We start from the raw sequence: 22,043 nt of genomic DNA on the forward strand, positions 1-22,043 counted from the left end.
GATTCTACTGGTCCCCCGCCGCAGAAGTGGGGCAAGGACGCCCCTAGCTTGCTCACAGAGTCGAGAACTCGGATCGATCCACCATCGAAGAGCCGCGAGCGCTTGCTCGGAATTCTCCGCGCCGATCGGCCGCCGGGCGACGCCGACCTGCGGGTGGACCCCCTGCGCGCACGCCCGTGGACCCCGCGCGGCCCGGAGTTCCCTAGCCGTAGGTGTCCCTCGGACCACGTCCGGAGATGTGCCGCGGGCCGTATCGCCAGCTCGGCGCGGCAGGCCCCTGCACCTTGATCCGCTTGACCACGTCGCGCCCCACCCCGTCGCTGATGCGCTTGAGGATCTGCCGCTGCAGCAACCGCAGCTGGGTGGCCCACGCCGTGGACTGCGCCTGGACCGTGAGCTCGCCGTCCTTGAGCTGCAACGGCTTCGTGTGCTCGGCGATCTCCTCGCCGACCAGCGATCCCCACTTGGCGAAGACCTGACCGCCGGAGAGGTGGTCCGTCCAGCCGTGCTCCTGGGCGATCCGCGCGGCGAGCCTGCCCAGCGGCTGCGGGTCCCGGTCGTCGGGCCCCGCACCTGCCCAGCCGCGACGCCTGCGCGTGCGCAGCTTGCCGGTTTTGCCCGGCTTGCCCATCGTCTTGCGCTTGGCGGCCGACTGCTCGCGCGCGGCCTGCAACGCCGCGCGAGCCAGGTCCGGACCGGCCAGCTCACTGCCGTCGATCGTCTGACCTGGTGTTTTGTCATCGGGCAGCGCGGCGCCGTCGGAGCCGCGCGAAGGCGCGGAGTTATCCACACCATCCACAGGGTTATCCCCAGATGTGGGTAGTTCCACGGATCCATCCGTGGTCGCGATCACTCTGCGTGAAACTTTTCGTCCGCTTCCGTCAGGCGGCACGGTGCACCTCACCTTCCCGGACGTCGAATCGGGCACCGGAGAGTTCCGGCGGGACGTCTTCCGCGACCGCAGCCGTCACCAGCACCTGCTCGGCGCCCGAGACCAGCTCGGCGAGCCGGGCGCGCCTGCGGCGGTCGAGCTCGGCGAAGACGTCGTCCAGGATCAACACCGGTTCGGCGCCATCCTCTGTGAGCAAGTGGTAAGAAGCCAGCCGCAACGCCAGGACGAGCGACCACGATTCGCCGTGACTCGCGTAGCCCTTCGCCGGCAGCTCGCCGAGCAGCAGATCCAGGTCGTCCCGGTGCGGGCCGACCAGCGACACGCCGCGCTCGATCTCCTGCGGCCGCGCTCGCTCCAGCTCCGCGAGCAGAGCGGCCTCCAGTTCCGGCACAGCCTCCTCCCACGGCACTTCCGGGGCCCCGGGTACCCCGTAGCGCTCCGGCAGAGATTCGCCCAGACTGCTGCGATAGCGCAGGTCAGCGACTCGTCCGGAGGGCGTCGAGGCCTCGTCCGTCGCGGCGACGTTGGCGTATCCGCTGGTCACGTGAGGGGCGAGGGACGACACCAGTGCGAGCCTCCCGGCCAGCAGCTCGGCGCCGTAGCGCGCGAGGTGGCCGTCCCAGGCGGCCAACGTGCTCAGATCCGCCTTGGCTCCGCCCCGCCGCGCGGCGCCCGCCGACTTCAGCAGCGCGCTGCGCTGCTTGAGCACCCGCTCGTAGTCGGAGCGGATCCCGGCGTAGCGCGGCTGGCGCGAGACGAGCAGCTCGTCCATGAACCGGCGGCGTTCGCCCGGGTCTCCCCGCACGATCGCGAGGTCTTCCGGCGCGAACAGCACGGTCCGCAGGATTCCCAGCACGTCGCGCGGTTTGCCCGCCGCTCCCCGGTTGATCCGGGCGCGGTTGGCCTTGCCCGGGGTGATCTCCAGTTCGACCAGCAGCTCCCGGCCGTGGTTGACCACGGCGGCCCGCACCACCGCCCGGGCCGCTCCGTAGCGGACCAGGGGCGCGTCGTTGGAAACGCGGTGCGAGCCGAGCGTGGCGACGTAGCCGATCGCCTCGACCAGGTTCGTCTTGCCCTGACCGTTCGACCCGACCAGCACGGTGATGCCGGGTTCGAGTTCGAGGTCGGCGAGCGGCCACGACCGGAAGTCGTTGACCTGCAAGTGGCGCACGTACACGACGATCCAACTTATCTGGGTTGTGGTGGTCGTTTGCGCGGCGGTGCGGGCGGCCGATCTTCGCCGGCTCCCCCGTCCCCGGGCGGCACGACTCGGCTGAGCGCGCCCTGGCCGCAGGACCTGCCGCCGGTCGCGGCTCGGCCGGACCGGCGGTCCGGACCGTGCCGGACGCCGCTGTCCGCGTGCCGCGACCAGCACGGACACCCGCGGCACGACATGTCGACAAATCGCCTCGTCGACGTTCCGCGGGGTCGCCGACGACCGGACGCGCGGGTGGCGGGGAAGCCTCAGCGGGAACTTCCCCGGACCACCACGTGCCGTTCGATCAGCTCTCGGACTTCTGCACCGCGTGGCCGCCGAACTGGTTGCGCAACGCCGCGACCGCCTTCATCGCGGGCGAGTCCTCCTGGCGCGAAGCGAAGCGGGCGTAGAGCGCGGCGGTCATGACCGGCGCCGGGACCGAGTTGTTGATCGCTTCCTCGATGGTCCACCGGCCCTCGCCCGAGTCCTGCACGTAGCCGCGCAGCTCGGCCAGCTCCGGGTCCTCCTCCAGCGCGTTGACCAGCAGGTCCAGCAACCAGGAACGCACGACGGTGCCCTTGCTCCAGGCCTTGATCGTGGCGGGCACGTCGGTGACGACATCGGAGGCGGCGAGCAGTTCGAAGCCCTCGGCGTAGGCCTGCATCAAGCCGTACTCGATGCCGTTGTGCACCATCTTCGCGTAGTGACCGGCACCGACCGGACCGGCGTGGGCGAAGCCCTCGTCGCGCGGCCCCTCCGGACGCAGCGCGTCGAAGATCGGCATCGCGCGCTCGACGTCCTCGGCGTCACCGCCGGCCATCAGGCCGTAGCCGTTCTTCGCGCCCCAGACACCACCGGACACCCCGACGTCGAGGTACTTGATCCCGTGCTCGGCGAGCAGCGCGGCGTTCGCCTGGTCATCGGTGAACTTGGAGTTCCCGCCCTCGATCACCAGGTCACCGGCGGACAGCAGGCCGGACAGCTCCTCGACGGTCTGCCGGGTGGGGTCGCCGTGCGGAACCATGATCCACACGACCCGCGGACCGGACAGCTTCTCGACCAACTCCGCCACGGACGCCGCGTCGGTGACGTCCGGGTTGCGGTCGTAGCCCACGACCTCGTGACCAGCGGCGCGCAGCCGCTCGCGCATGTTGAAACCCATTCGGCCGAGGCCGACAAGCCCGAGTTGCACTGGAACTCCCTATCCGAACTGTGTGTCGACTTGTGGAGGTCGGCGCGTGGCCGGCCGCGCAGCGGACATCGCCGCTGAATCGATCTGGCCGGAGCCTACGACCACGAACCGGGGCAGCGAGCCGGGTGGTGCGCAGGATGTGAGCCGCGCACCACCGCGGCCGTGCCGAACGTCAGCCGGGCAGGCGGACCGGCATCAACAGGTAGAGGTAGCCCTCCTGGACCTGGCCGTTGTCGTCGATCGGCTTGATCAACGCCGGGCGGTTGGAGGTGGTGAACTGCATCTGAGCGCGCTCGGACTTCAGGGCGCTGAGCCCGTCGAGCAGGTACGCCGGGTTGAACGCGATGGTCAGCTCCTCGCCGTCGAGCTCGATCGGGAGCTCTTCCTCGGCGCTGCCCTCGTCGTCACCGCCGGCGGACAGCCGCAGCAGCCGGTCGGAGAACTCGAGCCGGACCTGCGTGCCGCGCTCGGCCACCAGCGACACGCGCTTGATCGCCTCGGCCAGCGGCGAGACGTCGATGTTCGCGGTCACCGCGGTCTCGGCCGGGAGCAGCTGGCGGTACTTGGGGAACTCCGCGTCCAGCAGGCGGCTGGTGTTCCGGCGGGTCGTGCCGGACAGGCCGAGCAGTCCGTCACCCGAGGCCAGCGAGATCTCCACCTTGCTCGCGCCGGCGCCCAGCGTCTTGGCCGAGTCGGCGAGCGTCTTGGCCGGGACCAGCACCTGGGTGTCCTCGACGCCCGCGCCCGGCTCCCAGGTGATCTCGCGCATCGCGAGCCGGAACCGGTCGGTGGCGACCATGGTCAGCTTGTCGGCGTTGATCTCCATCCGGATGCCGGTGAGCATCGGGAGCGTGTCGTCCTTGCCCGCCGCGATGGCGACCTGGCCGACCGCCTCGCTGAACAGGTCGGTGGGCACGGACCCGGCGTGATCGGGCATGTCCGGCAGCGCCGGGTAGTCCTCGACCGGCATGGTCGGCAGGCTGAACCGGGAGCTGCCGCAGGTGATCGTCACCCGGGAGCCGTCGACGGTCAGCTCGACCGGGCGCGCCGGCAACGCCTTGGTGATGTCGGCCAGCAGACGCCCCGAGACCAGGGTCTTCCCGCTGGCATCGATCGAGGCCTCGATGGTGACCTGCGCCGAGACCTCGTAGTCGAAGCCGGAGATGGTCAGCGCTTCCCCGGAACTCGCATCGAGCAGCACCCCGCCCAGCACCGGAACCGGTGGCCGCGACGGCAAGCTGCGCGCGACCCAGGCGACGGCGTCGGCAAGACCGTCACGCTCCACGCGGATCTTCATGGGTGTCCTTTCGGTTTCAGCCGTGGCTCGGCTGCCGAGAACTGTGTCGAGCCGTGCGCGGCTGGAAGGTTCGGTGTGCTCCGCATCGAGGGCGAAGCGATCCCGCAGCGAGAACGCCGGAGAACTTCGCTCGGAGTTCGAGCCGGGGCGTCTCGGTGCGGGGAGTTCCACCGTAGAGCGTGCTCACCGATCTCCGCATCCGGGTCGGGGCACTTGGTCGAGGCGGGTTCGAGCTTCGCGGCGCCAGTTGTCCACTTATCCACCGCCCCTAGTTCTCTTTTCTTATTTTCTAAGAAGAGAAGAAATGTCCGCAGTAGTAGTAAGGCCTGTGAGTTGTGGGGACAACCGTCGTTTGGGCTGGTCGGGTGGCCTGCTCCGGTGTGGATGGCAACTGGAAGTAACCGGGGACTGCGACAGCCGTGTGGTGGACAACTTCTGACCGTCTTGAGTTGCTCCACAACCATCCCCAGTTGTCCACACTCCCATCCACAGTGAGACCCCGGGTTGTACCCATCCCGGGGTGGATGGGGAGTTCTCCACCGGTCGGGTTGTGGGCAGAGTTGTGGGAACTCTGTTGGCAACCCGCCCTCAGCATGTGAGCAGCTTGTGCACAGCATGTGGATGGGATGGGGAAAATTGCAGGTCACGCCTGGGGATTGAATTTCTGTGGACAGCTGGCGCCTTCGCGCGTTTTTTGTCGACGCGGTGAGGTGAGGCCCACTCGTCCGGCCAGAAAAGTTCTCGCCGTGAATGTTCCCGGTCGCACTGAGCGCGTCCGCACGAACACTGAAAGTGGTGATTTTCGGGCTCGGTCCTTGCGCTGAGGCGTTCCGCGGCCCTCGGTCACGCCCGGATCTGGCCCGAATCTTTCTGTTCGGGCCCGGGGATCGGAGCGGGCAGGCCGAACAGAAACCTCGCGAACCCGCCCGGGGACCGCTCCCCACCGGCACGCGCGCGGGGGTGAACCGGGGTCGGAACGGACGAAGGTTTCTGCCTGGGCGGGTGGATCGCGGCAGGCGGCACTACCAGAAAGATCGGTCGCTCGCGGCCTAGGGAATCACACCAGGGGACCCGCAAAAGCCCGTCAGCGGCCAAATGAGCGGCTGAGTTTCTGAACGTGCAGGTCAGGAGCTTGATCCGACCTGCTGATCAGGGCGGTGGCCGAAAAGAAGAGCCGAGAACAACTCGGACGGCGGTTGTTCTCGGCGGGGACCCGTCGGTCAGCGGGACTGCTGCTTGATGCGGGCGGTCAGCTCCTGGACGTGCTCGTACACGCGCCGGCGCTCCGCCATCTCCTTGCGGATCTTCTTGTCGGCGTACATGACCGTGGTGTGGTCGCGGCTGCCGAAGTACTGACCGATCTTGGGCAGCGACGAGTCCGTCAGCTCCCGGCACAGGTACATCGCGATCTGCCGCGCCTGGGCCAGCGCCTTCGTCTTGCCCGGGCCGCACAGGTCGTCCATGGTCACCCCGAAGTAGTCCGCGGTGACGGCCATGATCGTCGGAGCGGTGATCTCCGGTGTCTGCGAGTCGGGGATCAGGTCGCGCAGCACGATCTCGGCCAGCTGCAGGTCGACCGGCTGCCGGTTCAGCGACGCGAACGCGGTGACCCGGATCAGCGCGCCTTCCAGCTCGCGGATGTTGCGCTCGATGCGCGAGGCGATGAACTCCAGCACGTCGGCCGGCGCGTTCATCCGGTCCTGCGCGGCCTTCTTCCGGAGGATCGCGATCCGCGTCTCCAGCTCAGGCGGCTGGATGTCGGTGATCAGACCCCACTCGAACCGGGTGCGCAGCCGGTCTTCCAGCGTGCGCAGCCCCTTCGGCGGCCGGTCGGAGGACACCACGATCTGCTTGTTCGAGTTGTGCAGCGTGTTGAAGGTGTGGAAGAACTCCTCCTGGGTGCCTTCCTTGCCCTCCAAGAACTGGATGTCGTCGACCAGCAGCACGTCGACGTCGCGGTATCGGCGTTGGAACGCCACCTGCCGGTCGTCGCGCAGCGAGTTGATGAAGTCGTTGGTGAACTCTTCGGTCGAGACGTAGCGGACCCGCATGCCCGGGAACAGCCGCTGCGTGTAGTGCCCGACCGCGTGCAGCAGGTGCGTCTTGCCGAGACCCGACTCGCCCCAGATGAACAGCGGGTTGTACGCCCGCGCCGGTGCCTCGGCCGCGGCGACCGCGGCAGCGTGCGCGAACCGGTTCGACGAACCGATCACGAAGGTGTCGAAGGTGTACTTCGCGTTGAGCCTGGTCTGCGAGGTCGGCGGCGCGTGCTTGGGAGCCGTGAACGGCTGACCCTGCTGGGGCTCGGCCGACGGGATCGTCTGACCTGGGTTCTGCCCGCCCTGGCCGCGGCCGAAGGTCGGCCACACGCCCTCGTCGGCGGCGGGCTGACCGGCGTCGGAGTCGGAGGATTCCGGTTCGGCGGAGGTCTCCGCGACCGGTTCTTCCTCCTCCTCGGGCTCGGGTTCCGGGTCCGGCTTGGCGGACTGCGGCTTCGGGACCTCACCGTTGGGCCACTTGAACTCGGCCGTCGGGAAGTCGATGTTCGCGGCGGGCGTCGGCTGCGAATCCGGAGCCGCGTGCTTTCCCTGACCCTCTGAACTGGGAGAACCGGGTCCGGGCACGACGGGGATGGATCCCGTGTGGCCGATCGAACCGGTGTGAGCGGTGTGGCCGTACGGGCTGTCGCCGCCGAAACCGGGTACCGAGATGTAGGTGGGCGAGGACTGATCGTCCCCGCCGCGCGGGCTCCAGGTCTCAGGAGCGGGTGCGGGTGCCGGCGCGGCGACCGGACGGGTCGGCGCGGGCACCGCGGTGTCGACCTTCACGGCGAGCGAGATGTCGCGGCCCAGCCGGCGGGACAGGGCATCGGTGATGGGGTCGCGCAGCGCGCGTTCGATGGCTTCCTTCGCGAAGTCGCTCGGAGCGGCCAGCAGCGCGGTCCCGTCGAGCAGCCCGATGGGGCGGGTGACCCGCATCCACGCGCGTTGCTGCGGCGAGAGAGTGCCGGAGGACAGCTCCTGCACCACCTCGTCCCAAACTCGATCGAGATCGGCTTGGTGGTCGGACACCGCCTGCTCCCCTCCCCTCGCTTGATTGCTCCCCGGTTGCGGTCCCGGTCCCCAGCCCCCACAGTTGCACGGGTAGCGGGTACCGCGGCACTGGTGGGCGACTCGATGGACACACGTGTCCACAGAGTTGTCCACAACGTGTGTATGAAGGTACGGCAGACCGTTCCGGTGTTTCCCCCTGGGGCCGCCCTACCTCTGCGATCGAGGTCAGTCCCCCTGACTGCGAACCGATGCTCCCACCTACCGGTCCTGCGGCATCGCAGGGAGGCACGCTAACAAGCAGCGGCCTCAGCCACAAGCAGATCCCGGGGGCCTCGCGGAGATCGTGATGTGGCAGGCTCTCCGGTGTCGACGAGCGGTGTCGCGATCACCAGCGCGGACTCGCCGGAGAAGATCGATCACGCCTCGGCCTGGCCCAGCGCCCTTCGTTATGACGCCGATGCCGCCGGATGTCCACCCCCGGCTGTGCACCTGCTGTTGGCTCTGGCGTACCCTCGTACAGTCCCCCGCTTGTGCAGCGGGCATGTCGGCGCGCCGACATCACGCCCGGCCTTGCGGCTCTTGGCCCGCTCCCTGCGGGCCTGCGGGTTTCAAGAACCGGGGACACCAAGACCGAACCGTGGTCCGAAGGCGACCATCGGTGCCTGTAGTAACCGGGAGATCCGACCGTGAGCAAGGGCAAGCGCACTTTCCAGCCGAACAACCGCCGCCGTGCTAGGAAGCACGGGTTCCGGCTGCGCATGCGCACTCGCGCCGGCCGGGCCATCGTGGCCACGCGCCGTCGCCGGGGCCGCGCGCAGCTTTCTGCCTGATCGCGTCCGGCCGTGCTTCCCACGGCAGCCCGGCTGACCAGGAACCAGGATTTCCGACTGGTGGTCCGCCGTGGTCGTCGGGCAGGACGCCCCCGCTTGGTGGTCCACGTCCTGCGCCCGGACCAGGTCCGGGCTCGGATGAGTGGTGAGGCCGAGCCGGAGGCTCAAGCTAATACGGCACCCACCCGGGACTCGTCTGCTTCGACCCGGGTGGGTTTTGTCGTCAGCAAGGCCGTGGGCGTTGCGGTGGTCCGCCACCGGGTCGCTCGTCGTCTGCGTCACCTGATGCGAGACCGCATTCCGGACCTGCCCGCTGGCACACTGGTGGTGGTTCGAGCGCTGCCTCCAGCGGCGGGCGCGTCCAGCGGGGAACTCGGTGCGGACATCGACGGAGCGTTGAAGAAACTTCGCATCCGTTGCTCCGATGGCCCGGGCAGCAGTTGATGGCGGGGTTGTAGGAGATGGCACCGGATTGGCGGCATGACGATTCGCATGACGAAAGTCGTGCGGGACGCAAGGCCGACCTGTCCGCCTGGATCCTGCTCGGCCCCGTCCACGCGTACCGCAAGGTCATCTCCCCGCTGCTGCCGCCGATGTGCCGGTTCTACCCGAGCTGCAGCGCCTACGCTGTTGAGGCGCTGACCGTGCACGGGTTGTTCCGCGGCGGATGGCTCACCGTCCGCCGGCTCCTGCGCTGCGGCCCCTGGCACCCCGGAGGACTGGACCCGGTCCCACCACCCCGTGAGCGGCGAGCAGGCATTCGCCTTTCCGACAAACCCGCCGAGGAGTAGCCCGCGTGCTGGACTTCATCTACTACCCCGTGTCGGCCATCCTCTGGTTCTGGCACAAGGTCTTCGGTTACGTGCTCGAACCCTCGAGCGGGTTCGCCTGGGCGCTGTCGGTCATCTTCCTCGTCTTCACGCTGCGCGCGCTTCTGTTCAAGCCGTTCGTGCACCAGGTCCGCTCGATGAAGAAGATGCAGGACTTCGCTCCCCTGGTGCGAGAGCTGCAGGAGAAGCACGGCGACGACAAGCAGAAGCTCGCGACGGAGATGCAGAAGCTCCAGACCGAGCAGGGCTTCAACCCGCTGTCCGGCTGCCTGCCCATGCTCGTGCAGATCCCGGTGTTCATCGGTCTCTTCCACGTGCTCAACGGCTTCAAGCCCGGCGCCCCCGGGAACTTCGTCTTCAACGCCGCCGACGTCGCCTCCTTCGTCGAGGCCGACCTGTTCGGCGCGAAGCTGTCCAACACCCTCAGCCAGGCTCCCGACGTGCTCGCGGCCTTCGGGACGGATCGCCTGTCGATGATGGTGGTGGCCGTTCCGCTGATGATCGCGGCCGCGATCGCCACCCACTTCACCGCCCGGCACTCGTTGGAGCGGCAGAGCGCGCAGGCCGCCGCCAACCCGCAGGCGGCGATGACCAACAAACTGATGCTGTGGATCTTCCCGATGTTCGCTATCGTCGGTGGTCCGTTCCTCCCGCTGGCCATCTTGATCTACTGGCTCGCGAACAACTTCTGGACGCTGGGACAGCAACGAGTGGTGTACCGCCGGATCGACCGCGAGGAGGCTGCGTCAGCCGACGCGCCCGCGGTCGCGAACCCGGAAGGCACGATTTCGGCCACCGCTGATTCGGCCACCGCTGAGAAGGCGTCCGATGACCAACCCGGTGAGATCCCCGGGGTGATCGAAGACCGCGCTCGCGACACGGAGAAGCCTGGCGAGTCCCGCTGATCCCGTCGCGAACCCCTGGAGAGGAGACACCCAGTGTCTGAAACTGTGCAGGAGAGCCCGGCCGTCGCCGAGGGCTCCAACGCCCCCGCCAATACTGACGCCCCCGCCGAGTCCTCCCCCGAGGCGTCCAACACGGAGACACTGCTGGTGCAGGAGGGTGACGTCGCGGGCGATTACCTGGAGCGGCTGCTCGACCTGCTCGACTACGACGGGGACATCGACCTCGACGTGGAAGCCGGCCGCGCCGTGGTGAGCGTCGACGGCGGACCCGATCTCGAGAAGCTGGTCGGCGGTCGCGGCCAGGTGCTGGAGGCGCTGCAGGAGCTGACCCGGCTCGCGGTCCAGCAGGACACCGGAGTGCGCAGCCGCCTGATGCTCGACGTGTCCGGGTGGCGCGCCGGGCGGCGCGAGGAGCTCTCCGATCTCGGTCGCTCCACCGCCGAGGAGGTCCTCAAGACCGGGCAGGAGGCGCGGCTGCGTCCGATGACCCCGTTCGAGCGCAAGATCATCCACGACGCGGTCGCCGCGATCGAGGGGGTCTACAGCGAGAGCGAGGGCGAAGAGCCCAGCCGCAAGGTGGTCGTCTTCAAGAGCTGAGACCGCTCCCCCGCTTCACCGCCCCCGTCGGACTCCGGTCCGGCGGGGGCGTTTTGTCGACTTGGCCATAAGTGGTGCGAGCCCGGCCGCGGTTGGGTTGGGCATGTAGTCGGTCCGCAATGCTTCTGCAACTCTGCTCTGGCTGAATGAGTGATGCCGCCGTCGGCGTACTCGTTCGGCGCGGTTTCACGTGAAACAGCGGGTTGGTGCACGACCCCGGACATCGATCCGGCAGTCTAGACACGAAGTCTTTGGTTTCACGTGAAACAGCGGGGTGAATGTCTTGACCGGAGGTGTGCCCGAGGCGGCGCGGACCGTTTTCGGCGAGCGAGTGGAGTTGGCGGAGAGGTTCGCCGAGTTACTCCAGGAGCATGGAATCCGCCGCGGATTGATCGGTCCCCGCGAGTTGGACCGCCTCTGGGAAAGACATCTGCTGAACTCTGCTGTGATTGCGGAGTTGCTCCCCCCTCAAAGCCGGGTTGTGGACGTAGGCTCTGGGGCGGGGTTGCCGGGCATCCCGTTGGCGATCGCTCGCCCGGATCTCACCCTCACCTTGCTGGAGCCGATGGCTCGGCGGGTGACGTGGTTGCAGGAAGTCATCACCGAGTTGGCGCTCACCGTTGAGGTGGTGCGTGGTCGTGCCGAGGAGGGTCCGGTGCGTGAACGACTTGCCGATCAGGATGTCGTGACCGCTCGCGCCGTGGCGCCGATGGAACGGCTCGCGAAGTGGTCTCTCCCGCTGCTGCGGCAGGACGGCCTCCTCCTCGCCATGAAGGGCGAAAGCGCGGCTGAGGAACTCGAACGGGATGCGGCGGCGATCGCCGCGGTCGGTGGCGGCCGTGGCGAAGTCAAATCATGCGGTGTCGGCGTACTCGATGTGCCGACGACCGTTGTCGTGGTGGAGCGGGTCGCGGCGGCCCGAACCTCGTCCGGTCGGCGTCGTGAGACACGTCGAGCGAGAAAGGAACGTGGACGGTGAATCCGGAGGAAAACGGAGCGGGTCGGGTTTCACGTGAAACAAGGGGGCGCGCGATGGGCGCCATGCGATTCCCCTCCGGCCCGGAGAGCAACACCATGAGCTTCGGCCGTGACGACATCGGCTGGACTCCGATCATGGAGGAAGCGCAGCGCGCCACCCGCGTGCTGCACCCCGACGAGCTGGACCTCCCCCGCCCCAAGAACCGGCGCATCATCACCGTGGCCAACCAGAAGGGTGGCGTCGGCAAGACGACGAGCACGGTGAACCTGGCGGCCGGTCTGGCGCTGCACGGGCTCAAGGTCTTGGTGATCGACCTCGACCCCCAGGGGAACGCGAGCACCGCGCTCGGCGTCGAGCACCGGGGCGGAGTTCCGTCGGTCTACGAGGTCCTCCTCGGCGAGATCAGCGTTGCGGACGCGGCCGCCAAGAGCACCCAGTCCGACAACCTCTTCTGCGTTCCGGCCACGATCGACCTGGCCGGCTCGGAGATCGAGCTCGTGACGATGGTGGCGCGCGAAGGCCGTCTGAAGGAGGCCTTGAACTCGGAGGCGGTCGAGGCGCTCGACTTCGACTACGTCTTCGTGGACTGCCCGCCCTCGCTCGGCCTGCTCACGGTGAACGCGTTGGTCGCGGCTCACGAGGTGCTGATCCCGATCCAGTGCGAGTACTACGCGCTGGAAGGCCTGGGGCAGCTGCTCCGCAACATCGAGCTGGTGCAGTCGCACCTGAACCCCGCGCTGTGGGTCTCGACGATCCTGCTGACCATGTACGACGGTCGCACCAAGCTCGCCGATCAGGTCACCGCCGAGGTGCGTGGTCATTTCGGTGATCTGACCCTGCGGACGGTGATTCCGCGTAGCGTGAAGATTTCCGAGGCTCCGGGCTTTGGTCAGACGGTGCTGACCTACGATCCGGGTTCACGAGGCTCCATGAGCTACCTGGACGCGGCGCGAGAGATCGCGGAGCGGGGTGCCGAGAGGAAGACAGCATGACCGAGCGACGAGGTGGTCTGGGCCGCGGCATCGCCGCGTTGATCCCGAGCGCTCCCCCGGTGGGTGCCGATGGCGCCACGATGGGCGGAACGACTTCCGGGGTTCGCGGCGGGCCCGCCTACGGAAATTCCGAGCCGGAGTCCTCTGTTTCACGTGAAACAGAGGACTCGGCGCAGGGGTCCGTTGCGGGAGCGGTCTACAAAGAGATCGCCATCGCGTCGATCACTCCCAACCCGAAGCAGCCTCGTCAGGTCTTCGACGAGGAAGCGCTCAACGAGTTGGAGCACTCGATCCGCGAATTCGGGCTCATGCAGCCCATCGTGGTGCGCGAGATCGAGGGCGATGAGTATGAGCTGATCATGGGTGAGCGCCGGTGGCGCGCTTCCCAGCTGGCAGGCCTGGAGTACATCCCCGCGATCGTCCGGGAGACCAAGGACGACGCGCTCCTCCGGGACGCGCTGCTGGAGAACATCCACCGCGTGCAGCTGAACCCGCTGGAAGAGGCGGCGGCCTACCAGCAGCTGCTCGACGAGTTCGGAGTCACCCACGATGAACTCGCGGAGCGGATCGGCCGGAGCCGTCCGGTCATCACCAACACCATCCGGCTGCTGCGCCTCCCCCTCGAAGTGCAGCGCCGGGTCGCCGTCGGCGTGCTGTCGGCGGGCCACGCGCGGGCTCTGCTGAGCCTGGAGGACCTCGGGCATCAGGAGGACCTCGCGAAGCGGATCGTGGCGGAGGGGCTGTCCGTCCGCGCGACCGAGGAGCAGGTGACCCTCAAGAAGTCCGAGGCGCCGGCCAAGGAGAAGTCCTCGGCGAAGAAGCAGATCCAGGCCCCCGGCTTCGACCGGCTGGCCGACCGGCTCGCCAACCACTTCGACACCAAGGTGAAGGTGTCCCGTGGAAGCCGGAAGGGCAAGATCGTCATCGAGTACGGGTCGATCGACGATCTCGAGCGCATTGCAGAGATGATCTTGGGCAAAGAAGCCCGCGGAATCAACGAGGAATGACACCGGGACCTTACGTCACGGTGACGATGACCGTGAGTGACTGAACATCACTGATCGCGATCAGGCGGCATCGCCGCTAGCGCGACAACAAGAGCGGCGGACTCCACGGAGTCCGCCGCTCTTGTTTCACGTGAAACCTGCGCGAGTCAGTTCCCGCGCTCGATGGCCCGCTCGACGAGTCCGGCGTAGGTCTCCCCCAGCGAGCGCCCGGCGGCCTCGACCGCCATCGGCAGCAGCGAGGTCTCGGTCAGCCCGGGCGACACCTTCGCGTCGAGGAAGTGCGGAACGCCGTCGGTGTCGATGATCGCGTCCGTGCGAGAGATGTCGCGGAGGCCGAGCAGCTTGTGCGCGGCGATCGCCAGCTCGCCCGCTGCCGCGGCCGTCTCCGCGGAGATGTCCGCCGGAGAGCGGTAGTTCGTCAGCCCGGCGGTGTAGCGGGCGGTGTAGTCGTAGACGCCGTCTGCCGGTTCGATCTCCACCGCCGGAAGCGCCTCCGGGCCGTCCTCACCCTCGACGACCGTGATCGCGACCTCGGTCCCCTCGATGAAGCGCTCGACGAGGACCGCGTCGCCGTAGGACAGCGCGCCCACCATCGCCGAGGGGAGGTTCGCCGTGTCGCGCACGACCTGGGCGCCGAGCCCCGAGCCGCCCTGGTCGGGCTTGAGCATCAGGGGAAGACCGAGCTTGTTCACGAGCGCGTCCAGCACTGCTTGCGCTCCCAGCTCGCGGAAGGTCGCGTGCGGGAGTGCGACCCAGTCCGGGGTCGTCAGCCCGGCACGGGCCACCTCAGCCTTGGCATTGGGCTTGTCCCAGGTGCGGCGGGACGCGTGCGGGCCGGTGCCGACGTAGGGGATGCCGAGCATCTCCAGCACCGCCTGGACGGAACCGTTCTCCCCTTCCCCGCCGTGCAGGGCGACGACGACCGCGTCCGGCCGCTCCTCGGTGAGGCGGGACAGCAGACGCGAGTCCGCATCCCACTCGGCAACGGTCATGCCGGCCGAGCGCAGCGCGGCGGACAACCTGCGGCCGGAACGCAGCGACACATCGCGCTCGTGCGAAAGCCCACCGGCGAGCACGGCAACCCAGCGATCAGACACTCTCTTCAGCACCTCGGAAAAGTAGCGGTCCACTGCACCGGATGAGGCGCAGTGGACCGGTCGTGTGGATGAGTCAAACTCACGCGGTGTCGGGCGACGGCGCCTGCGGGCCCGGCACGCTCCTGGGCGGCACGGTACCGAAGGTGCGGACCAGCTCCATCTCCTCGGACAGCGTGTTGGCGAGCCTGCGCACGCCCTCGCGGATGCGCTCCGGCGTCGGGTAGCAGTACGAGAGCCGCATCTGCCGGCTGCCGAAGCCGTCCCGGTAGAAGCCGGTGCCCGACACGTAGGCCACGCGTTGCGTGACCGCGCGGGGCAGCATCGCCTTCGTGTCCACGCCCTCCGGCACGGTCAGCCAGACGAAGAAGCCGCCATCGGGCTTCGTCCACGTGCACCCCGCCGGCATGTACTGCTCCAGCGCGGCCATCATCGCGTCCCGGCGCTCGCGGTACTGCTCCTGGAAGATCTTGATCTGACCTTGCCAGTCGTGCGTCGAGAGGTAGCGGGAGACGATCATCTGGTTCAACGTGGGAGGGCACAGCGTGGCGGACTCGGCCGTCAGCACCAGCTTCTCCCGGATGGCCAGCGGGGCCAGCACCCAGCCCACCCGCAGCCCCGAGGCGAAGGTCTTCGAGAACGAACCCAGGTACACCACGTTGTCCGGGTCCATGCTGCGCAGCGCCGGGTACGGCTTGCCGTCGAAGCCCAGCAGCCCGTACGGGTTGTCCTCGACCACGAGGATGTCGGCCTGGCGGCAGATCTCCAGGACCTCAGCCCGCCTGTTCACCGCCAGGGTGATGCCGCCGGGGTTGTGGAAGTTGGGGATCGTGTAGAGGAACTTGATCCGCTTGTTCTGCTTCTCCAGGTCGGCGATCGCCTGGCGGAGCGCCTCCGGCTGCAGGCCGTCCTCGTCCATCGCCACGTGGACGACCTCGGCCTGGTAGGCGCCGAACGAGCCCAGCGCGCCGACGTAGGACGGGCCTTCGGCCAGGATCACGTCGCCCGGGTCGCAGAAGATGCGGGTGACCATGTCCAGGCCCATCTGGGAGCCGGCGGTCACGACGACGTCGTCCGGGTGCGCGCTGATGCCCTCGAGGGCCATCACCTCGCAGATCTGCTCGCGCAGCTCCGGAACCCCGTGCGCGGAGCCGTACTGCAGCGCCACCTGCCCGTCCTCGGACACGAGGCGGGCCACCTCGGTGGCCAGCGAGTCCAGCGGCAGCGCGGCGAGGTTGGGCATGCCCCCGGCCAGCGAGACCACCTCGGGGCGGCTGGCGACGGCGAAGAGAGCTCGGATCTCGGAGGCGGTCATTCCGGCCGTCCGCTCGGCGTAGCGCGCCCGGTACGCGTCCAGGTTGCGGGCGGCCTTGTCCACCGAGTGGTCAGGCTGGTCCGGTTGGCTTCCTTGATCCGACATAATCGCGCTCCCGTTTCGGTTAGGCGCACCAGCGTGTTTGTACCTCGTACAAACGATCGGGCGATTCTATAGGCCCTATCGTCGATGAGTACCCCTCGTGTAACAGGCCTCTCCCGTGACCCCCGCGATCCGCTGGTCCGGGAGAGGTGCGAGCCGTGCCGGCGGGGCCGCGGACGTTGTTATTCGTGAGTGGTCGTGCCGGATGTTTCACGTGGAACAACAGGCTGGCGCTGGTCCGCGGAGTTCGCCCGTTGGATCTTGTTCGCGCACGTGGTTAGGGACGTCACCCCTTCGAGGCGGTTCCCGTGAGTAGCGGTGCTTCCCGTCCGGCAGGCGAGCGGCCTATTCTGGCGATACTCCCGCCGTTGTGGTGCGCGGGTTCTGCTTGGTTTTCCGGGAGGTCAGGTGTCGCGACGTGTGGTCGGCGTCACGTTGGACAACCTCGACCACCTGCCCCCGCGGTGTCGCCGGTGCGTCTACTGGGAACTGGCGCCGCACATCAGGGAGCAGGCGGAGGAGTTCGGCGAGACCGAGCTGGAGAAGGAAGCCTGGGTCTCCAGCGTGCTGCTGGAGTGGGGTTCCTGCGGTCGCATCATCTACGTCGACGGCGTACCCGCCGGGTATGCGATCTACGCGCCGCCGGCCGCCGTGCCGCGAGCGGCGTCCTTCCCCACCGCGCCGGTGAGCGCGGATGCCGTGCTGCTCACCGCGCTCAAGGTGACCTCCGAGTTCGAGGAGGGCGGTCTCGGGCGCGTGCTGGTCCAGAACGTCGCCAAGGACCTGACCAGGCGCGGGGTGAAGGCCGTGGAGGCCTTCGGCGATCTCAGCGGCGAAGCCGAGGGCTGCGTGATCCCGGCCGGGTTCCTCCAGCAGGTCGGCTTCAAGACCGTTCGCCAGCACCCGAAGTGGCCGCGCATGCGCCTGGAGCTGCGCACGGCCATCAGCTGGAAGGAAGACGTCGAGGCCGCCCTGGAGCGCTTGCTGACCTCGGTCACGATCACCACGGCGGAGCCGGCGGTCGGACGCGCCTAGGACCGCGACGCGCGCTCGTCAGCGGTTCTCCGACGGCCGGAAACGGGCTCGCGCGGGGAAGGTCCGGTGGAAGCGGGTGCAGGAGTTCTCAGGCGCCCTCGGCGCGCGCCAGCTCGTGGCGCAGCAGATCGTCGAAGGTGAACGTGCCCGTCGGCTGGTCGTCCTTGCCGAGCAGGTAGAGGCGCTTGACCGCGACCAGCAGGCCTTCGGCCACCACGTCGCGGAACGCCGGGTCGAGCAGCCGGTTGCGGTCGCCGTCGTTGGTCAGGTAACCGATCTCCATCCGCACCGCGGGCATCCGGGTCAGCCGCAGGACGTCCCAGGTCTTCGGGTGGGTGCGGCAGTCGCGCATGCCGGTGCGGGCCACGATCTCGCGCTGCAGGAACCCGGCGAGCGCCTCCCCCACCGTCGAGGTGGTGCCGTTGCCGGTGCCGAAGTGGAAGCTCGCGACGCCCTCGGCCAGCGAGGACGGGTTGGCGTCCGCGTGCAGCGACAGGAACATGTCGGCACCGGCCTCGTTGGCGAACTTGGCGCGGTCGGCGTCCGGCGGGCAGGCGTTGGGGCCGCGCGTGATCAGCGCTTCCATGCCGGTGGCCACCATCCGGCCTTCGAGCCGGCGGGCCAGGTCCCAGGTCAGGTCGGCCTCGGAGACGTCGCCCGAGGTGACGCCGCGGTCGCCGCCCCCGTGGCCGGGGTCGATCACGATGCGCTTGCCGCGCAGCCGCGGTCCGGCCCGGCGCACCTTCTCCTGCTCGCGGAGGAACACCGGCCGGCCACCGCGGACCTTGGGGGCGAGCTGCTTGAGCGCGCGCAACGTGCCGGGACCGCAGATGCCGTCCGGGGTGAGCCCGTAGTCGCGCTGGAAGCTGCGCAGCGCCTGCTCCGTCTCCGCGCTGAAGATCCCGTCGGGGCGGCCCGCGTCGTAGCCCAGCTCCAGCAGGCGCTCCTGCAGGGCGAACACGTCGTCACCGCTGATCGGCTTGGACACCAGGAACGCCAGCGAGCGGTCGCCGAGGCGCCAGCGGGCGTCGGTGAGTGCGCGATAGGTGGCCGAGCCGACGACGCCGTCGGTGATCAGGCCGCGCTGCTGCTGAAAACCGCGTACCGCTTGTTCCACCGCTTCGTCGAAGAGCGCGGGCCCCGGCCGGCCGTTGGCCGGCAGCAGTCCCAGCGACGCAAGGGTGTTCTTGATCTCGGCAACGGCCGGACCGACGTCACCGCGGTGGAGCAGCTGCATGCACTCCTCGCTCGATTCAGGCGTCGGCGCGACACCGACGCGGAGGATGATCGGGGTTGTCCCGAGTCTTTCGCGTTGCGGAGCGGGCCCGCGGGCTGTCGGACCCGTCGGGTCATTGTGCCTTGCGTGCCGTACCCCGGCGCTGCGGCCTACGAGCACCGGGCCGGACGTGCGACAACGGACCGTACACGAGTGATCCCTCGCTGCGGTGGAACGCGTTGCCGCAGTGGGAGCAGCCATCGTGAAAGCACGAACCCGCCGTCACTGTCCTATCGACAAGACGGCGGGTGCGCGTTATTCGGTTGCCTCGAAACGAGGCGGACTTCACAGCGACATCACACGAGCGACATCACAGGTAGTCGGAGAGGTCCGACAGCAGAGCGGCCTTCGGCTTGGCGCCGACGATCTGCTTGACCGGCTCGCCGTTCTGGAAGACCAGCAGGGTCGGGACCGACATCACCTGGTAGTCGCGGGACACGCTGGGGTTCTGGTCGATGTCGAGCTTGGCGACGGTGATCTTGTCGGCGTGCTCGTCGGCGATCTCCTCCAGCACCGGGGCGACCATCTTGCATGGGCCGCACCAGGTCGCCCAGAAGTCGACCAGCACGGGCTTGTCGCTGTCCAGGACGGTGCTCTTGAAGGAATCGGCGTCCACGGTCACGGTGTTGCCGGCCATGTTCATCTCCCTGTTTCTGCTTCGGTTGAAGTGGTCTGGGTGTCGAACGGTGAGCTCGGGGTCAGGCCCCGTAGCCGCCGCCGACCAGCTCGGAGGCGACCTCGGCCTGCGGGGTCTCGTGCTCGGCGAGCCAGCGCTCGGCGTCGATCGCGGCGGAGCAACCGGAACCGGCGGCGGTGATGGCCTGCCGGTAGGTGTGGTCCACCAGGTCGCCGCAGGCGAACACGCCGGGGATGCCGGTGTGCGTGCCGGGCTGCTCGACCTGCACGTAGCCCTCGTCGTCGAGGGTGACCTGGCCGCGGACCAGCTGGCTGCGCGGGTCGTGGCCGATGGCCACGAACATCCCGCTGACCGCCAGCTCGGAGGTCTCACCGGTGGCGGTGTCGCGCAGCTTCAGCCCGGCGACCTTGCCCTCGCCCTGGACCTCGTCGACGGCCTTGTTGGTCAGCCACTTGATCTTCTCGTTGGCCCGCGCGCGCTCCAGCATGATCTTGGAGGAGCGGAACTCGTCGCGGCGGTGGATGATGGTCACCGACTTCGCGAAGCGGGTCAGGAAGGTGGCCTCCTCCATCGCCGAGTCACCGCCGCCGATGACGGCGATGTCCTGGTCGCGGAAGAAGAACCCGTCGCAGGTGGCGCAGGCGGACACGCCGCGGCCGAGCAGGGTTTCCTCGCCCGGGACGTCGAGGTAGCGGGCCGCGGCACCCATCGCGAGGATGACGGCGCGGGCCTTGTGCTCCACCCCGTTGGCGACGACGGTCTTGACGTCACCGGAGAGGTCGATGCGCTCGACGTCCTCGGTGCGCAGCTCGGCGCCGAAGCGCTGGGCCTGGGAGCGCATCTGCTCCATCAGGTCGGGACCCATGATCCCGTCGGAGAACCCGGGGTAGTTCTCCACGTCGGTGGTGGTCATCAGTGCGCCACCGAACTGGGTTCCCTCGAAGATCACCGGCTCCAGCTCTGCCCGTGCCGCGTACACCGCAGCGGTGTAGCCGGCAGGACCGGAACCGACGATGATCACGTTGCGGACGTCGCTGGTCACCGTGCCCCTTCCCTTCGTCGCGTCTCCGCCGCGCGAGGAGCGTGACGGTATTGGCATCAACGCGATCCTATTCGGCGATGTTCCCGATCTCAGGGACCCGGTGCCGCAGAGCACACCGCGCCTGGATCTCGTCGCGACGACGGTCCCGGCACGCGCGGGCAGCGCCTGCCGGGACCGGGTCGAGCGCGGGTGGACGGGAGTCGCGGAACGGCCTCGCGACCTGCGGTTCCTCCGGGAGGGAGCGGGGACGCCGATGAGCGTCCGCCAGGCGCGGCTCCCGGCCCCGGAGGACCCGCTCGTCGTCCGGCGAGCGGAACGAGCGCGAGATCAGGTCTCAGCCGCCACCGAAGGTGCTGTCGGAGATCGTCGAGGGGTGTCCCGTGCCGCAGTCGGGACCGACCGCCAGGAGGCGGAACTTGCCGATGCCGCCGCCCGGCAGGATCAGCAGCTGACCCGGTCGGCCGTCGAGGGTGATCTCGCGGGCCCCCATCGGTTTTCCGCCCCGGACGCCGTTGGCCTGCAGGCAGCCGATCAGCTGCTGCGGGTCTGCGAGCGTCGAGATGTACTGGTCCGAGGACATGACCTGCGAGAACTGCTGCCCGTCGAGGGTGACCTGGTCGCCGCTCAGGGCCAGCGGAGCCCCCTGACCACCGCCTGGCTGGGTGTTCGGGACGGGTGGCTGGGCGGTGTTGCTGTCCTCGCCGGTTCCCGGCAGCACCGCGACGATCACGGCCGCGGCCGCGGCGGCGACGCCCACCAGACCGGCCCCGATGGTGGTCCTGCGACGTCGGCGGGCCTTGGCCGCGGCGAAGTCGACGACCTGGGCCTCACCGGCAGCGGGTGCCGGCGGCGCGGGCGACTGCTGCGGGGCGTGGTCCCAGTTGCGGACCTCGTCCTGCAGGGCGGCGTCGATGCGCGCGGAGACGTCGTCGGGAATGGTCAGCGGCGGCAGGTCGGCGAGATCGGTGCTGGTGGCGTCCAGCGCCGCCATGATCTCCCGGGCCTCCGGGTCCGCTTCGACCTGACGACGCAGTTCGTCGGCGGTCGGGCCATCCAGCACTCCCGCGTGCAGATCGGCCAGGAGGTCAAGGGACCAGGGTGGTCCCTGCGGCGCTTCCGCGCGCCGGCTCTCCCCACTCATCGTCCCTCCCGTCGACGCATTGCCATAGCGTCATCTGGGACGTTCGCATCTGCACTTGGGTTCCGCAGGTGCCCCAGAAGTTTCGCGAGTCTTGCCCGCCCGCGTGCGCAGCGGCTCTTGACGGTGCCGTCGGCGACGCCGAGCATCGCGGCGGCCTCGGCCACCGAATACCCCTCGACGTCGACCAGGACGATCGCCGCTCGCTGGTCCTCGGGGAGCTGGGACAGCGCTTCCTGCACGACCATGCTGGTGTCCCGATCGGCGATCGCGTCGCGCGGGACCGCCGGTTCGGGGCCCGTTTCGGGCAGCGGAACCGTGGGCCTCGCCTGACGGCGCCGGATCCGGTCCAGGCACGCGTTCACCACGATCCGGTGCAGCCAGGTGGTGACCCGCGATTCGGCGCGGAACGACGCGGCGTTGCGGAAGGCCGAGATCATGGCGTCCTGCAGCGCGTCGGCCGCTTCGTCGGGATCGCGCATGGTCCGCAGCGCCACGGCCCACAGCCGGTCCCGATGTCGGCGGAAGAGTTCGGAGAACGCATGTGGATCCCCGTGTGCGTGCGCCGCTATGAGTTCGGCGTCTGAGGGGGCAGGGACAGACACGGGTCATGACAATACTGATCGTGAGAA

General features: G+C 68.7%; 21 protein-coding genes. 9 read left to right on the forward strand and 12 right to left on the reverse strand.

Translation table 11 applies throughout. The annotated features are described in order from the left end of the window. Positions 1-202: 202 nt before the first annotated feature. From FHU35_RS16580 to dnaA, 5 genes are all read right to left on the reverse strand, one after another. Positions 203-790: a DciA family protein gene (locus tag FHU35_RS16580; protein ID WP_186459493.1), complete on the reverse strand. Its 588-nt coding sequence runs from the start codon at positions 788-790 to the stop codon at positions 203-205. Between the two features lie 91 nt (positions 791-881). Next, a complete protein-coding gene (recF, locus tag FHU35_RS16585; protein WP_145740634.1) occupies positions 882-2,069 on the reverse strand; it encodes a DNA replication/repair protein RecF in 1,188 nt (395 codons plus the stop codon). 325 nt (positions 2,070-2,394) lie between these two features. Continuing rightward, positions 2,395-3,282 (reverse strand): phosphogluconate dehydrogenase (NAD(+)-dependent, decarboxylating), encoded by an 888-nt coding sequence (gnd, locus tag FHU35_RS16590; protein ID WP_145740636.1) that lies wholly within the window; start codon positions 3,280-3,282, stop codon positions 2,395-2,397. 172 nt (positions 3,283-3,454) lie between these two features. Beyond that, positions 3,455-4,579: a DNA polymerase III subunit beta gene (gene dnaN / locus FHU35_RS16595; protein ID WP_145740639.1), complete on the reverse strand. Its 1,125-nt coding sequence runs from the start codon at positions 4,577-4,579 to the stop codon at positions 3,455-3,457. Positions 4,580-5,799: 1,220 nt separating this feature from the next. Continuing rightward, positions 5,800-7,650 carry a chromosomal replication initiator protein DnaA gene (dnaA, locus tag FHU35_RS16600; protein WP_145740641.1) on the reverse strand — a complete coding sequence of 617 codons (1,851 nt, stop codon included), beginning with the start codon at positions 7,648-7,650 and terminating at the stop codon, positions 5,800-5,802. A 668-nt stretch (positions 7,651-8,318) separates the two neighbouring features. Here dnaA and rpmH point away from each other — a divergent pair. The 8 genes from rpmH (at position 8,319) to FHU35_RS16640 (ending at position 13,772) form a co-directional block, all read left to right on the forward strand. Beyond that, complete coding sequence (rpmH, locus tag FHU35_RS16605; RefSeq protein ID WP_132626978.1) at positions 8,319-8,462, forward strand: 50S ribosomal protein L34; 144 nt, start codon at positions 8,319-8,321, stop codon at positions 8,460-8,462. 12 nt (positions 8,463-8,474) lie between these two features. Beyond that, positions 8,475-8,906 carry a ribonuclease P protein component gene (gene rnpA / locus FHU35_RS16610; RefSeq protein ID WP_145740643.1) on the forward strand — a complete coding sequence of 144 codons (432 nt, stop codon included), beginning with the start codon at positions 8,475-8,477 and terminating at the stop codon, positions 8,904-8,906. Between the two features lie 17 nt (positions 8,907-8,923). Further along, positions 8,924-9,253, forward strand: coding sequence for a membrane protein insertion efficiency factor YidD (gene yidD / locus FHU35_RS16615; RefSeq protein ID WP_145740645.1), 330 nt, complete (start codon positions 8,924-8,926; stop codon positions 9,251-9,253). 5 nt (positions 9,254-9,258) lie between these two features. Then, complete coding sequence (yidC, locus tag FHU35_RS16620; RefSeq protein WP_145740647.1) at positions 9,259-10,197, forward strand: membrane protein insertase YidC; 939 nt, start codon at positions 9,259-9,261, stop codon at positions 10,195-10,197. A gap of 33 nt (positions 10,198-10,230) precedes the next feature. Further along, positions 10,231-10,794: a Jag family protein gene (locus tag FHU35_RS16625; protein ID WP_145740649.1), complete on the forward strand. Its 564-nt coding sequence runs from the start codon at positions 10,231-10,233 to the stop codon at positions 10,792-10,794. Between the two features lie 283 nt (positions 10,795-11,077). After that, positions 11,078-11,773, forward strand: coding sequence for a 16S rRNA (guanine(527)-N(7))-methyltransferase RsmG (gene rsmG / locus FHU35_RS16630; protein WP_145740651.1), 696 nt, complete (start codon positions 11,078-11,080; stop codon positions 11,771-11,773). A gap of 62 nt (positions 11,774-11,835) precedes the next feature. Further along, positions 11,836-12,765, forward strand: a complete 930-nt coding sequence (locus FHU35_RS16635) for a ParA family protein (protein ID WP_281290242.1) — start codon at positions 11,836-11,838, stop codon at positions 12,763-12,765. Beyond that, positions 12,762-13,772, forward strand: a complete 1,011-nt coding sequence (locus FHU35_RS16640; RefSeq protein WP_145740653.1) for a ParB/RepB/Spo0J family partition protein — start codon at positions 12,762-12,764, stop codon at positions 13,770-13,772. The genes FHU35_RS16635 and FHU35_RS16640 overlap by 4 nt, the downstream gene beginning before the upstream one ends. A gap of 146 nt (positions 13,773-13,918) precedes the next feature. On the opposite strand, the gene FHU35_RS16645 is transcribed toward FHU35_RS16640, so the two are convergent. Beyond that, positions 13,919-14,869 carry a D-alanine--D-alanine ligase family protein gene (locus FHU35_RS16645; RefSeq protein ID WP_145740655.1) on the reverse strand — a complete coding sequence of 317 codons (951 nt, stop codon included), beginning with the start codon at positions 14,867-14,869 and terminating at the stop codon, positions 13,919-13,921. Positions 14,870-14,948: 79 nt separating this feature from the next. Next, positions 14,949-16,286, reverse strand: a complete 1,338-nt coding sequence (locus FHU35_RS16650) for an aminotransferase-like domain-containing protein (RefSeq protein WP_145740658.1) — start codon at positions 16,284-16,286, stop codon at positions 14,949-14,951. A gap of 405 nt (positions 16,287-16,691) precedes the next feature. Here FHU35_RS16650 and FHU35_RS16655 point away from each other — a divergent pair, with 405 nt between their 5' ends. Next, on the forward strand, positions 16,692-17,318 hold the full coding sequence (locus FHU35_RS16655) for a GNAT family N-acetyltransferase (protein ID WP_145740660.1): 627 nt from the start codon (positions 16,692-16,694) through the stop codon (positions 17,316-17,318). A gap of 88 nt (positions 17,319-17,406) precedes the next feature. On the opposite strand, the gene FHU35_RS16660 is transcribed toward FHU35_RS16655, so the two are convergent. The 5 genes from FHU35_RS16660 to sigM form a co-directional block, all read right to left on the reverse strand. Continuing rightward, a complete protein-coding gene (locus FHU35_RS16660) occupies positions 17,407-18,555 on the reverse strand; it encodes an N-acetylmuramoyl-L-alanine amidase (protein WP_145740663.1) in 1,149 nt (382 codons plus the stop codon). Positions 18,556-18,904: 349 nt separating this feature from the next. Then, on the reverse strand, positions 18,905-19,237 hold the full coding sequence (gene trxA, locus FHU35_RS16665; RefSeq protein WP_484336723.1) for a thioredoxin: 333 nt from the start codon (positions 19,235-19,237) through the stop codon (positions 18,905-18,907). A gap of 55 nt (positions 19,238-19,292) precedes the next feature. Continuing rightward, the gene (trxB, locus tag FHU35_RS16670; RefSeq protein ID WP_145740668.1) at positions 19,293-20,273 is read right to left on the reverse strand and encodes a thioredoxin-disulfide reductase; all 981 of its coding nucleotides are present in this window, start codon (positions 20,271-20,273) and stop codon (positions 19,293-19,295) included. Between the two features lie 334 nt (positions 20,274-20,607). Continuing rightward, positions 20,608-21,414 carry an anti-sigma factor gene (locus FHU35_RS16675; RefSeq protein WP_145740670.1) on the reverse strand — a complete coding sequence of 269 codons (807 nt, stop codon included), beginning with the start codon at positions 21,412-21,414 and terminating at the stop codon, positions 20,608-20,610. After that, positions 21,411-22,016 (reverse strand): RNA polymerase sigma factor SigM, encoded by a 606-nt coding sequence (gene sigM, locus FHU35_RS16680; protein WP_145740672.1) that lies wholly within the window; start codon positions 22,014-22,016, stop codon positions 21,411-21,413. The genes FHU35_RS16675 and sigM overlap by 4 nt, the downstream gene beginning before the upstream one ends. Positions 22,017-22,043: the final 27 nt, after the last annotated feature.

This window comes from Saccharopolyspora dendranthemae (assembly GCF_007829955.1).
Lineage (GTDB): Bacteria > Actinomycetota > Actinomycetes > Mycobacteriales > Pseudonocardiaceae > Saccharopolyspora > Saccharopolyspora dendranthemae.